The organism is Glutamicibacter mishrai (assembly GCF_012221945.1).
Lineage (GTDB): Bacteria > Actinomycetota > Actinomycetes > Actinomycetales > Micrococcaceae > Glutamicibacter > Glutamicibacter mishrai.
The window spans coordinates 2,686,937-2,699,543 of the sequence record NZ_CP032549.1 but is presented as its reverse complement, the minus strand read 5'-3'; the positions used below and the strand labels follow the sequence as shown (position 1 = coordinate 2,699,543).

The 12,607-nt window shown below is 62.0% G+C and carries 13 protein-coding genes and 1 riboswitch; of the genes, 4 read left to right on the top strand and 9 right to left on the bottom strand.

The annotated features are described in order from the left end of the window. Positions 1 to 13: 13 nt before the first annotated feature. Together metX and D3791_RS12705 are read right to left on the bottom strand one after the other, a co-directional pair. Positions 14 to 1,147, bottom strand: coding sequence for a homoserine O-acetyltransferase MetX (gene metX, locus D3791_RS12710; RefSeq protein ID WP_172512430.1), 1,134 nt, complete (start codon positions 1,145 to 1,147; stop codon positions 14 to 16). Between the two features lie 2 nt (positions 1,148 to 1,149). Continuing rightward, on the bottom strand, positions 1,150 to 2,508 hold the full coding sequence (locus D3791_RS12705; protein WP_035761874.1) for a bifunctional o-acetylhomoserine/o-acetylserine sulfhydrylase: 1,359 nt from the start codon (positions 2,506 to 2,508) through the stop codon (positions 1,150 to 1,152). A gap of 90 nt (positions 2,509 to 2,598) precedes the next feature. Further along, positions 2,599 to 2,719, bottom strand: a riboswitch (SAM riboswitch). Between the two features lie 172 nt (positions 2,720 to 2,891). Between D3791_RS12705 and D3791_RS12700 the strand changes: the two genes are divergently transcribed. After that, positions 2,892 to 3,536, top strand: a complete 645-nt coding sequence (locus tag D3791_RS12700) for a VOC family protein (protein ID WP_022875044.1) — start codon at positions 2,892 to 2,894, stop codon at positions 3,534 to 3,536. A gap of 42 nt (positions 3,537 to 3,578) precedes the next feature. Here the strand turns inward: D3791_RS12700 and D3791_RS12695 are convergent, their stop codons facing one another. Together D3791_RS12695 and D3791_RS12690 are read right to left on the bottom strand one after the other, a co-directional pair. Next, on the bottom strand, positions 3,579 to 3,998 hold the full coding sequence (locus tag D3791_RS12695) for a GNAT family acetyltransferase (RefSeq protein WP_172512429.1): 420 nt from the start codon (positions 3,996 to 3,998) through the stop codon (positions 3,579 to 3,581). Positions 3,999 to 4,016: 18 nt separating this feature from the next. Continuing rightward, positions 4,017 to 4,772, bottom strand: a complete 756-nt coding sequence (locus D3791_RS12690; RefSeq protein WP_022875042.1) for a CPBP family intramembrane glutamic endopeptidase — start codon at positions 4,770 to 4,772, stop codon at positions 4,017 to 4,019. Between the two features lie 61 nt (positions 4,773 to 4,833). Here D3791_RS12690 and D3791_RS12685 point away from each other — a divergent pair, with 61 nt between their 5' ends. The 3 genes from D3791_RS12685 to D3791_RS12675 all read left to right on the top strand — a co-directional run bounded on the left by D3791_RS12685 (position 4,834) and on the right by D3791_RS12675 (position 7,050). After that, the gene (locus D3791_RS12685; RefSeq protein ID WP_061954490.1) at positions 4,834 to 5,679 is read left to right on the top strand and encodes a phosphotransferase family protein; all 846 of its coding nucleotides are present in this window, start codon (positions 4,834 to 4,836) and stop codon (positions 5,677 to 5,679) included. 18 nt (positions 5,680 to 5,697) lie between these two features. Beyond that, on the top strand, positions 5,698 to 6,093 hold the full coding sequence (locus D3791_RS12680) for a hypothetical protein (RefSeq protein ID WP_172512428.1): 396 nt from the start codon (positions 5,698 to 5,700) through the stop codon (positions 6,091 to 6,093). A gap of 66 nt (positions 6,094 to 6,159) precedes the next feature. Continuing rightward, the gene (locus D3791_RS12675) at positions 6,160 to 7,050 is read left to right on the top strand and encodes a phosphotransferase (RefSeq protein WP_172512427.1); all 891 of its coding nucleotides are present in this window, start codon (positions 6,160 to 6,162) and stop codon (positions 7,048 to 7,050) included. 61 nt (positions 7,051 to 7,111) lie between these two features. On the opposite strand, the gene tpx is transcribed toward D3791_RS12675, so the two are convergent. The 5 genes from tpx to D3791_RS12650 all read right to left on the bottom strand — a co-directional run bounded on the left by tpx (position 7,112) and on the right by D3791_RS12650 (position 12,517). After that, positions 7,112 to 7,609, bottom strand: coding sequence for a thiol peroxidase (tpx, locus tag D3791_RS12670; RefSeq protein WP_022875039.1), 498 nt, complete (start codon positions 7,607 to 7,609; stop codon positions 7,112 to 7,114). A gap of 81 nt (positions 7,610 to 7,690) precedes the next feature. Then, positions 7,691 to 8,881, bottom strand: coding sequence for an imidazolonepropionase (gene hutI, locus D3791_RS12665; protein WP_172512426.1), 1,191 nt, complete (start codon positions 8,879 to 8,881; stop codon positions 7,691 to 7,693). Positions 8,882 to 9,004: 123 nt separating this feature from the next. Then, positions 9,005 to 9,952 (bottom strand): carbohydrate ABC transporter permease, encoded by a 948-nt coding sequence (locus tag D3791_RS12660; protein WP_022875035.1) that lies wholly within the window; start codon positions 9,950 to 9,952, stop codon positions 9,005 to 9,007. Further along, positions 9,949 to 11,088, bottom strand: a complete 1,140-nt coding sequence (locus tag D3791_RS12655; protein ID WP_172512425.1) for a carbohydrate ABC transporter permease — start codon at positions 11,086 to 11,088, stop codon at positions 9,949 to 9,951. The genes D3791_RS12660 and D3791_RS12655 overlap by 4 nt, the downstream gene beginning before the upstream one ends. A gap of 67 nt (positions 11,089 to 11,155) precedes the next feature. Continuing rightward, positions 11,156 to 12,517, bottom strand: a complete 1,362-nt coding sequence (locus D3791_RS12650; protein WP_172512424.1) for an ABC transporter substrate-binding protein — start codon at positions 12,515 to 12,517, stop codon at positions 11,156 to 11,158. Between the last annotated feature and the right edge of the window lie 90 nt (positions 12,518 to 12,607).

Genomic DNA, 12,607 nt, shown 5'->3' with positions numbered 1-12,607 from the left:
TCGCTTTATGCTTCTAGCGGCTGAAAACCCGGCTGCGCAAGACTCCGTCGAGCTGGCTGGCATCGGTCAGGAAGCCATCGTGGCCGATCGGCGAATCGATGTAATGCACCGTCGTGGGGGTCGCCAAGTTGGCCGCAAGCATCTCGGATTGCTCCGGGAAATACAGGCGGTCCGAGTTGACCGCGGCAACCACCACGTTGACCTTGTCCAGGCGCGCCAAGGCGACCTGCAGCGACTCGTAGCCGCGGGCCACATCGTGGCTCATCAGCGCCTCGGTCAGCACCAGGTAGCTGTTGGCATCAAAGCGGTTCACCAATTTGGTGGCCTGATGATCCAGGTAGCTTTCCACCTGGTAGCGGCCGCGCGGGCCGTCCAGCTGGCCTGTGGGCTGCTCGCCGGGCTGCGCGGTGCGCCCGAAGCGGGCCTCCAGCTCGGCTGCCGAGCGGTAGGTGATGTGCGCAAGGCGCCGAGCCAGGCCGAGCCCGGCATCCGGACGAGCCCCGTTGCTGTAGTAATCGCCGCCGTTGAAGTTCGGGTCCAGCCTGATGGACTGGGCCTGCACCTGGGCGAAGGCGATCTGTTCGGCCGTGGCTTGGGCGCAGGAAGCCATCACCACCAGGTTCTTGACCTGTTCGGGGAATTCGACCGCGTACTCCAACGCTCGCGCGCCACCCATCGATCCGCCGATCACCGCATGCCAGGAGGTGATTCCCAGCAATTGCGCGAGGCGGGCTTCAAGGCGCACCGAATCCTTGATGGTGACGAACGGGAAGCGTGAGCCGTAGGGCACGCCGTGCTCGTCGAGCGAGGACGGGCCGGTGGATCCATTGCAGCCGCCGACCATATTCACGGCAAGCACGAAGTACTTATCGGTGTCGATCGTGGCCCCGGGGCCGACAAATCCGTCCCACCAGCCAGCGCTGTGCGCGTCGCCTTGGGCAACATGGGCGTCGCCGGTCAGCGCGTGCATTACCAGCACGGCGTTGGACCGGTCGTCATCCAAGGTTCCCCAGGACTCATAGGCCAGCTCTACCTGCGGCAGGTAGCCGCCGAATTCGAAGTGGTGCTCACCGACGGCACTACGGCGCATCATGCCGTCTTGGCCGCCGGCGAGCTGTGGTTCTTCGGTGGTTGCAATGGATGCCATTCCTAAAGGGTTTCCTGCAATTCCTTGTTATCGCCGGCCGCGGAATCCAGGGCGGCAACAGCGTTGAAGCCCAGTTCCAAGTCGGCGAGGATGTCCTTGATGTTCTCCAGGCCGACGCTGATGCGGACCAGGCCGGGGCTTACGCCGGCGGCGATCTGATCGGCCTCGGAAAGCTGTGCGTGGGTGGTGGAGGCCGGGTGGATGGCCAGCGAGCGGACATCGCCGATGTTGGCCACGTGCGAGTGCAGCTCCAGCGCGTTGACAAACGCCTGTCCGGCGGCAGCGCCACCGGCAAGCTCGAAAGCGATAATCGATCCGGCACCGTGCTCGGAATACTTCTTCGCGCGCTCGAACCATGGCGAGGAGGCCAGGCCCGCATAGGCGACCTTCTGCACCTCGGCGCGGGCTTCGAGCCAGCTGGCTACCTCGCGCGCATTTTCGCCGTGGCGCTCGATGCGCAGGGACAGGGTTTCCAGCCCCTGGGCGATCAGGAAGGCGTTGAATGGCGAGACTGCGGAGCCCAGGTCGCGCAGCAGCTGCACGCGCGCCTTGAGGATGTAGGCCAGGTTGGCGCCGAGGATGCCGTCCACGCCCAGATCGCGGGCGAAGACCAGGCCGTTGTAGGACTCATCGGGGGTATTGAAGCCCGGGAAGCGCTGCGGGTCCTTGGCGAAGTCGAAGTTGCCCGAGTCCACGATCACCCCGGCGATCGCGTTGCCGTGGCCGCCGAGGAACTTGGTGGCCGAGTGGATCACGATGTCGGCGCCGAATTCGATCGGGCGGATCAGGTACGGGGTGGCCAGGGTGTTGTCCACCAGCAGCGGCACGCCGTTTTCATGGGCGATCTTGGCGACTTCTTCGATGTCCAGCACGTCTTGGCGCGGGTTGGAAATGGTTTCGCCGAAGAACGCCTTGGTGTTCGGGCGGACCGCGTCGCGCCAGTCCTGCAGGTTATCCGGGTCGGCCACGAAGGTGACTTCGATGCCCAGGCGCTTGAGGGTGTGCTTGAGCAGGTTCTGGGTTCCGCCGTACAGGCTGGGGCTAGCCACCAGGTGGTCGCCGGCCTCGGCGAGGTTCAGGATGGCGAAGGTGGTGGCGGCCTGGCCCGAGGAGAGCAGCAGCGCTCCCACTCCGCCTTCCAGATCGGCGATCCGGGTTTCCACCGCGTCGGTGGTCGGGTTGCCGATGCGGGTGTAGATCGGTTCCAGTTCCTGCAGGGCGAAGCGGGCGGCGGCGCTTTGTGCGGTCGGGAAGACGAAAGATGTGGTCTGGAAAATCGGCAGCGCGCGTGCGCCGGTGGTCGGATCCGGGGTTTGGCCGGAGTGGATCTGACGGGTTTCAAATGACCAGTTGTTGCTCATGGTTTCCTCCAAATAGCGTTTCATGACTATGGGGGTACACCACTGAGAAGACACCGACAGGAAGCACCTCATCAAGAAGTCTTCCAGGGTTACCCGCGCTTGTCCTTAGCCGCCTTGTGCAGCTAAGGGCCAGGTCTTCACCCGGGGCACCCCACCGCGGTTGGAGGGTTGCCGCCCAGTAAGCCGGGGCTTGTTACTGGGACTCATGACCTGTTTCCAGTGTGCCCGAAAACCGAAGATCTTTGCAATGCAAGCGCCCTGAAATGGTCGCAATCGGTCATATTTCACATACTTCGCGCTTTTGCCGCAGAGAATTCGATTCAGCAAAAAAGATTAGGGTCGCCTAAGTAGAGACTGCGGTCACATGTTGCCATGATGGCTTCATGATGAGGCTAGATCACGTTAGTTATGCCTGTGGCCCGGATGGGCTGCTGCCAACCGCGCAAAGAATCTCCGAGTCGCTCGGCCTGGAGTTCGTCAAGGGAGGCGTGCATCCGAGGTTCGGGACGCGCAATGTCATCTTCCCGCTCAAGCATGGACAGTACCTGGAAGTCGTTGAGGTGCTGAACCACCCGGCCAGCGACAAGGCCCCCTTCGGCCAAGCGGTGCGGGCTCGTTCGGAGCTCGGTGGCGGCTGGATGGGCTGGTGCGTTTCGGTGGACGATCTATCCAGCGCCGAAGACCGGCTGGGCCGCAAGGCGGTTCCGGGCAACCGCAAGTTCCCCGATGGCCGCGAGCTGACCTGGCAGCAGATCGGCATCAAGGGCTTGATCGCCGACCCGCAATGCCCGTACCTGATCTCCTGGGACGAGGAAGCCAAGGACCTGCATCCTTCCAAAGCCTTGGAGCCGGCCGGGGCGATCAGCGAGATCACCATTGCCGGCTCCCGCGATCGGGTGCTGGAGTGGCTGGGGCAGCCGGAAAACGTGCACCTGGGGGCAGTGACCATGGCCTACCAGGCGCCCAATGGCACTCCGGGCATCATGTCGGTGACCTTCGAAACCGAGAACGGCCCAGTGGTGTTGTAGTACATTGGCAGGTGGGGACAATGGCGTCCCCACCTTTCATTTTTATGCGCCGGCATCCAGGCGCTTGCCCAGGGCAAGGATCTGAAGATCGGTGAACCCAAGACGCTCGTAGAAGCCACGCACCGCGGTATTCTCGCTGCGCACCATCAGCTGCACCTTGGGCACGCCCCGCTCGGCGAGCCAGGCGCAGGCGGCATCCACCATCGTGGCGCCCAGCCCGGAGCCCTGCCTCTGCGGGTCCACCGCCACGTAATACAGCCAGCCGCGGTGCCCATCGTGGCCGGCCATCACGGTGGCCAGAACTTGTTCATCTTCGATCATGGCCAGCACCGTGGAGGTGGGGGTTTCCAAAGCGCGCCTGGCATCGGCGTAGGGATCGTTCCAGGGCCGGGTCAACCCGGTGTTTTCCCACAGCGCCACAGCATCGGGAATCTGTTCTTCAGCCAGCTCGAAAATCTGCATTCTTGCAGTTTATCCGGGTTAGCCGCCGATCCCGATCGCCGGGCCGATCAGCGCATATCCGACAAATCCGATGGCATCAAGCAGGAAGTGCGCGATCACCAGCGGCATTACCCGACCGTACTTGTGGTAGACCCAGCCGAAGACCACGCCCATGAGCATATTGCCGATCATCGGCCCCACTCCCTGGTAGAGGTGGTAGCTGCCGCGGATCACCGCCGAACTGATGATCGTGGTCCACAATCCCAGCTGCAGTTTTTTGGCGTAGCTGAACAGGAAGCCGAGCATCAGCACTTCCTCGAGCACCGCATGGCGCACCGCCGAGAGCAGCAGCACCGGCACGCTCCACCAATAGTCCCCCAGATTGGCCGCGGACAGCGCCGTGGTGATGCCCAGCGCCCGGCCGGCTGCGTAGACCCCCAGGGTGCCAAGCCCCATGGCCAGGAAAAGCCCTGTGCCGGCCAGGGCGTCGCGGCCAGGTTTGCGCAGGTCAAAACCGATCTCGCGTGTGCCGAGGCCCAGGCTGCGCTTCATCAGATACAGGGCCAGCGCCACCGGCACCAGCGCGAAAAGGATATCTAGCAGCTGGTAGGACAGGTCGAAGAATTCGCGGGTGCTCAGCTGGTTGTTCAGCGAGGTAGTCTGTTCGCGCAGCGGACCCCGCGTGGCCTTATCGGCAAAACTCATGATCGAATAGATCGCGCTCTGCCCCAGCGACAAGGCAAGGACCAGGGCGATCTCGAACTTCAGGATCTTGGCATTCACGTTCTCGATCATAGGCTGATCAGGCTGTGTGCGGGCTTTGGTAGCCTGAAGGTAGCGAATTAAAGGAGCATCTGTGTCCCGTCCTGCCACGGAAGAAGAACTGTCGATCGCCCGCCGATTGCGCCCCGATCTTTCCTGGGAGCACGCGTCGGTCAACGAGGGCGGACAGTTCCACAAGGTGGTGATCGCCAATCCGGACTCGGTGATCCGCATGGCTCGCACCATCGACGCCACCGAAGAAATGCCGCGCTCGATCAAGCTGCTTGAGCTCGTGTCCGATCAGTTGGACTACCAGATCCCGGTGGCGACCTCGCAGATCCAGACGGTGGACTCCCTGGGCTCGGTAGCCATGTCCTTCATCCCGGGCAGCGCCCATGAACCGCACTACGGGGACCCCAAAATCTTGGGCAAGCTGGTCAGCGACCTGGCCCAGGTCGAGCTTGAACCGCTGCGCGAGCACCTGGCCTCCCCTTTTGCCTTCCGCGGCTCGTGGACCGATGAGCGCCAACAGCAGTGTTTTGATGCTTTGCCTGAAGAATTGCGCGGCCCGGCCAGCAGCCTGTGGGCGCAACTCGATGAGTTGGCGCAGGTGCCGCCGAGCCTGGTCCATGGAGATCTGGCCGGGCACAATATGCACTGGGTGGATGAAGAGCTGATCGGCATCCTGGACTGGGATCTGGCCGCCGCCTGGGATCCGGCGCTGAACACCGCGTACTTGAGCCTGTGGCACGGGCTGGAGATGGTGGATTTGATTGCGCCGAGCCCTGATGAAGCGCATCGGGCGAAGATCTGGCTCGGGCTGATGAGCCTGGAGCGACTCTCGGATACCCTCTCGCGCACCGATGACCCAAGGATCGATAAGCTCTTGCGCAAGATCGGGCCGCGGATTGAGAATGCCGCGCAGGCTGTGGGGAGCTGAACATTGCGAAGTAGGTCCGTGGTACCAGCCGCTTTGCTGGCGATGGTTTCCCTCTGCCTTGGCGGATGCTCCGCCAATGATATTCAGGCTTCAGCCGACGCCCTGCACCAGGAGCATGAATTGGTATCCATTGGAACTGAGGTGACGCAGCCGAATCAAGAGTTATCGTTGGGTTTCCCACTGAACGGTGGACAGTATTCTCTGGCCATGCAATGTTCTGGTGAGGAGAGGTCGTCCACGATTGAATGGAACACCAGCGATAGCACGGACCACGGGGAAATCAATGTTCCCTGTTCGTCCGACGGAAACGTGGTCCACCAGGAAATTACCTTGGGCAGCTATTCGCAATCTCTCAACTTTGTCGCTGCTGAACTGCAGGGGCAGCGATTACAAGTCTCAGTGGCTGATTCATAACGTGCAGGGGAATTTTGAGCCACCAATTACAAAATCAAATTTCCGTAGCCAACGGACAGGAAACAGATGTCTTACCCAGTAGCGATCAGTGCCTCGACGGCGGCCACGCGCCTGGCCAATCGACGAGGAGCGAACGACATATTCCTTGCTGGCGAGGGTGTTGAATTTCTGTTTTTCATCGCGGCCACGGAAAAACGGCGCGAAAGTTACCGTGTCCCGCGTGCACGAGTTTTTGATACCGCAAATAATCCGAAGATTCCGGCGCGAGACCTTCAGCATAAGGAGCTGAAGCTCAGCGCGTGGGCGGTAGATCACGGCGTGCCTTCTGCCCGTCCGGAGCAATTGGTTGTCCAAGATGGCTATCCGGTGTTGATCACAGAAATCATCGACGACGATGGAACGCCCTTAGATCAGCATGCCGTGGGCGCCGTGCTGGCACAGATGCATCAGCAGGAACCACCTATTGATGAAGCCAGCCAACACGCGAACATTTATCGTTACCTCGGCCAACGCATTTCTCATCGTTACTCGCGGCTCAGCGCACAACATCAGATGCCCTCGTTGCCCCAGGAAACAGCGCTGATCGCACTACTTGAAAAGTCATTACGTCGAGTCAGCTTGTTGCACATGGATATCCGCCGGCAGAACATCCGAGTGATAGACGGCGCACCCAAAGCATTAATTGATTGGAGCAACGCGCTGACTGCGGCACCGGAAGTGGAACTCGCCCGCATTCAGGAATACTCGGCCATCACGGAAAATGGACTGGACTACACGGACATCGTCGAAGGCTATCGGCGGGAATCCGGAGTGGTTGACGAATCCACCGCGGCATGGAGGATTCTGCGGCTGGACGCGGCCCTGATGTTGGCGGGAGTTTTCACGTCGGTGAGTCCAAGAGAAGAGTTGGCCCAACTGTTTTTAGGCAGGACCTGCGAACTGCTGCGCGAGCTGTAGTCTCGGCCAGGTACAGCAAAGGCCCATCCAAGCTCGAAGCGTGGATGGGCCTTTGTGCGGTTTAGCTCAGTGCTGCGATTGCTGCATCGTAGTCTGGCTCGGTGGTGATCTCAGGAACTACCTGGGTGTAGGTCACCTTTCCGGCTTCGTCCAAGACGATGACCGAGCGCGCCAGCAGGCCGGCCAGCGGGCCGTCGATCTGGGTGACGCCGTAGTCCGAACCGAAGTCCGAGCGGAAGACCGAAGCGGCGGTGACGTTCTCGATATCCTCGGCACCGCAGAAGCGGCCCAGTGCGAATGGAAGGTCAGCGGATACGCACACGACGGTGGTGTTCTCCAGGCCGGCAGCCAGTTCGTTGAAGCGGCGAACGCTGGCAGCGCACACGCCGGTATCAACCGATGGGAAGATGTTCAGGACAACGCGGCGGCCAGCCAGCGATTCGCTGGTGACATCTGCAAGGCCGGTGTCGGTGAGGGTGAATGATGGAGCCTGCGAGCCTACGGCTGGCAGTTCACCAATGGTCTGTACGGGAGTTCCCTTAAAAGCAGTATTAGCCATGGTTCTTGTCTATCACGAATGGCTAATTGACTGCCAGATTTTCGGCGAACCGGTCAGAACAAGTCGGCGGTTTGAACTGCCTCAGAACACCAATTGGCCAGCGCGGTACACGCTGTGGGTCAGGTTCATCCCGGGACGATATGCCAGGTGCGCGGCAGCCGGCGCATCAAGAACGAGCAGGTCTGCACGCTTACCGACTTCGAGAGATCCCACTTCGTCTTGGACTCCGAGGGCCAGCGCTCCCCCGTAGGTGGCAGCCTCGATGGCTTCGGCCAAGGTCAAGTTCATCTGCAGCACCGCGGTGGCCACGCAGAAGTTCATATTGCTCGTGTAGCTGGTGCCGGGATTGCAGTTGCTGGCCAGCGCGATAGGCACTCCGGCGTCCAAGAGCTCTCGACCTGGTGCCAGAGGCTGACGGGTGGATAGGTCGCACGCCGGCAGGCAGGTGGCGACGGTTCCTGGCTTTCCGGTTCTTCCCGCCCGGTCCCAGCGCTCCCAGCTTCCGGCAAGCGCCTGGATATCGGAATCATCAAGATAGTTGACGTGGTCGACCGAGTGGCTGCCGAATTCAACTGCCAGCTTTACGCCCGGGCCTGGACCCAATTGGTTGCCATGGACTTTGGTAGCGATCCCGCGGCTTTGGGCAGCGTACAGTACTCGACGGGTTTGCTCTTCATTGAAGGCGCCGCGCTCGCAAAAAACGTCGACGAAGTCGATGTGCTCGGCTACCGCTTCGAGCATGGGGCCTGCGACAAGTTCGGTATATTGATCGGCGTCGGAACCGGAAGGGACCAGGTGCGCTCCGAGGAAGGTCAGGGTATCCACCATCGGGCGGCCTAGCTGCGCGTGGCGCAGTTCTTCGGCCAGCTCCAGGCCATAGCCGGTTTTGGTTTCCATCCAGGTGGTCCCCATGGACAGGGCTTGGGCGCGGCGGGCGGAGACGAGATCGGCGAGCTGTTGATCGCCCAGGCTCCTGGTGGCTGAGGTGGTCACCGCGATGCCGCCGGCAGCATAGGATTGGCCGGCCATGCGGGCGACGAATTCCTCGGCGCGGTCGCCTCCGAAAATGAGGTGGCTGTGCGAGTCGACCCAGCCCGGGAGCACGCTGCGCCCCGAGAGGTCGGTGATGGCATCGGCCTGCGGGGCATCTGCTGCTGGACCGATCCAGGCGATCTTATCGTCCTCGATGAGCACCGCGGCATTTTCCAGCACGCGTCCGGCAGCATCAACGGTGGATAGTTGCTCGATATTCGCCAGCAGTGTTGTAGCCATGTTCCGAGCCTACTTCCCCGGCCCGCGCAGGTCTGCGTTCAGCATCGATTCAGATCCGGGATTTCAGACAGAGCGAGGGTCCCGGAAAAATTCCGGGACCCTCGATGTGCCTGGAGCTTGCCGCTACCCCTTGGTGGCACCTGCCAGCAGGCCACGGACGAAGTAGCGCTGCAGGGCGAAGAAGACCACCAGCGGGATGATCATCGAGATGAAGGCACCGGCGGTGAGCAGTTCCCAGGATTGCCCGTAGGTTCCCGACAGATCCTGCAGCGCCTTGGTGATCGGCAGGCCGCCGCCGGAAGTGAATACCGTGGCGACCAGCAGGTCATTCCACACCCAGAGGAACTGGAAAATGCCAAAGGAGGCGATCGCCGGCATCGAAAGCGGAAGGACGATTTTCGAGAAGATCTTGCCATGCCCGGCACCGTCCACGCGGGCCGCCTCGATCACTTCGTCGGGGATCTCCGAGATGAAGTTGTGCAGCATGAAGATCGCCAGCGGCAAAGCGAAGATCGTGTGCGCGATCCATACCTTCGCATAGGCCCCATCCAGGCCGTTGACGCCAAGGCCAGGCAGGATATACAGCCCGCCGATTTTCAGGCCATCGGAGAAGAGCTGGAGCAGGGGAACCAGGGCCATCTGGATCGGCACGATCTGCAGGGCGAATACCAGGACGAAGAGCGTGTTGCGCCCCTTGAAATTGATCCAGGCAAAAGCGTAGGCCGCCAGGCTGGCGATGATGATCGGAACGATCGCCGCTGGAATGGTGATGACCAGCGAATTCAAAAACGCCTTGGATAATGGCAGGCTGTCTCCCGAGGAGAAGGCCTGCACGTAGTTATCCAGCGTGAAGGAGGGGTTGGACAGCGCGGTCCACCAGCCGGAGCTCTTGATGTCATCTGCCTGCCTGAAGGAAGAGACAAAGAGGCCGAAGGTCGGAATGGTCCAGATGGCGGCGATGATGAAAGCCGCCACCGTGGCCCCGCGCGAAGTGGTGGCTTTGCGCAGCTTCCCGCTGGCTTTTTCGGTGGCCCTCATCAGGCGGCGAGAGGATTCACTGACGGTGCTCATCGGATTCCCCTTTGCTTTTTATGCTGACGCACGTTGTAGATGATGATCGGCAGCACCAGGATGAACAGGATGACCGCCAGGGCCGAGCTGTAGCCGGTGCGTGCGCCGAGCTGGAATTGGCGGACCATTTCGAAGGCCAGCACGGTGGTATCGGAGCGGCCGCCGGTCATCGAGGAGACGATGTCGAAGACCTTGAGCGAGGCGATGGAAATGGTTGTTAATACGACCACTACCGAGGAGCGGATCCCCGGCAGGGTGACGTTGGCGAACCGCTGCCATGGGCTGGCGCCGTCCAGGGCGGCGGCTTCGAGCTGTTCGGCCGGCACGCCCTTGATCGCCGCGGAGAGGATGACCATGGCGAACCCCGCCTGGGTCCAGATCAGGATGACCACCAGGAACAGGGTGTTCAATGGTTCCAGTCCGAGCCAGTCCACGGGCTTGGCGCCGAAGGCGGTGATGATCGCGTTCAGTACGCCGATCTGTTCGCCCTGGCGGGTGTCGTAGAAGAATTTGAAGATGATCGAGGCGCCCACGAAGGAAATGGCCATGGGCATGAAGACCAGGAGCTTGAAGAATTTCTCGCCGCGGGACTTGTCGATGAAGACCGCATAGGCCAGGCCGATGATGGTGGACACCACGGGGGCCACGAGCACCCACACCAGGGTGTTGAGCAGGGCGGTGACGCCATCGGGGCTGGTGAAGACCCAGATGAAGTTGCCCAGCCCGACAAATCCGGACCCGTCGTTGGCCATGAACGCGCTGATCGCGGTCCTGATCGTGGGGTAGATCAGGCCGATGGCCAGCAGGAGCAGTGCGGGGGCCAGGAAGCCGCTCAGCTGCAGCAGCGAACCGGCGCCTTCGCGCGATCGGCGGTCGGCGAGGTATAGCAGGGCTCCGAGCACCGCGGCGATCCCGGCCACCCACATCACCGAGTTGTACAGTCCCAGGGCCAGGAGAATGGCCACGGGAACGAGGACCGCGGCCAGCAGGCGCAGCACGGTGAATGCGCGGCCGCCCCTGGTGGCGGCTTCCACGAAGGCGAGGATGAGCGCGATCAGGATGGCGAAGGCCACCAGGATGATCGGCACCTGGATCAGCGGCGGCACCCCGGCCAGCCACTGGAAGAATTCAGACATGGTTCAAGCTCCTGTCATCACGCCAACGGCCGGGAGGCCCGGCCGTTGGCGATGTGCGAGGTGGTGGCTAGGAGTCGTATCCGGACTGGATATTTTCCAGTACTTCCTTGGTTGGCTTGCCGTCGATCCAGTCGACCAGGCCCTTCCAGAAGGAGTCGGAGCCCACGCTCTTTGGCATCAGGTCCGAGCCGTCGAAGCGGAAGGTGGTGTTCGGATCCTGCAGCAGCTCCACCGCGGAGCGCAAAAGGTCGCTGCTGGCGTTCTTCGGATCCAGGCCGGAGTTCGCCGAGATCACGCCGCCAAGTCCCACGCGGCTGTTGGCCCAATCTGCGCTGGCCAGGTATTCCTGGACCTTGGCGGTGTCCTCGTCGTTGGAGAAGGCCGCGACGAACTCGCCGCCGCCGACCACGGATACCGGGTCATCGGCCTTGGCTGGCGGGGCGACGAAGGCCCAGACATCTCCGTCGGGAGCCACGGTGGCCTTCTTGCCGTCGGCGTTCTTGGCATCAAGGACGTAGCCTTCGAGGAAGGAAGCCTGGTGGGTCAGCGGGCAGGTGCCCTTGGCTACGGCCGTTCCTACATCGCCGAAGGCGGTGGCGTTGATCGACTTCACGTCGCCGTAGCCGGCGTTGACCTGCTTAGGGTCCAGCAGGATCTTTCCGACGGATTCAAAGGCACTGGTGATTTCTGGCGAGGTGAATTCCAGGTCGCCGGCAACCCACTTGTCGTAGGCCTCGGTTCCGGCCTGGCGCAGTACAGCGTCTTCGATCCAGTCGGTGCCGGGCCAGCCCGAGGCCTCGCCCGAGGCGAATCCTGCACACCAGGCTGGCTCGTTGGTCTTCTTGGAGATCTCGGTGCCCAGGTTGGTCATCTCGTCCCAGGTCTTCGGTACGCTCACACCCCATTCTTCAAACTGCTTGGGCGAGTACCAGATGTAGCCTTTGACGCTGGCCATCAGCGGCACACCGTATTGCACGCCGTCAACCTTGCCGTAGTTCTGCCAGTCTTCGGACCAGTTGCTCGACAGCTGGCTCTGCACCGCTTCGGGGAGCTTTTGCACCTTGCCCTGGGCCACGGTGGCCTGCAGCAGGCCGGGCTGCGGGAAGACCGCCAAGTCCGGGGTGTCGCCGCCCTGGACCTTGATGCCGATCTGCGATTCGAAGTTCTTGTCTCCCGTGTAGCGGATCTTGATGTCGTTTTCCTCGGACCACTTGGCCCAGGACTTCTCCAGCAGTTCCGCTTCGATGCCGGTGACCGGGCCGTAGATGTCCACGACGCCGTCGGCCTGGCCTACCTGGGCTTCGCCTGAGCCTCCGGATGCGTTGGGGTCATTGGGGTCCGCTCCCCCGGAACAGCCGGCCAAAAGCAGGCTGATTGCCGCCACTGAGATCACCGGTGCGAGCTTGAGCCCGCGGTGCGCTTTCTTCATGATGCCCTCCACGTTGAGTAGTACCCGGCCGGCTTCGGTGGCCTGGCACGAATGATCCCTCCAATAGTGACGCAGGTCATCGACGCGCGT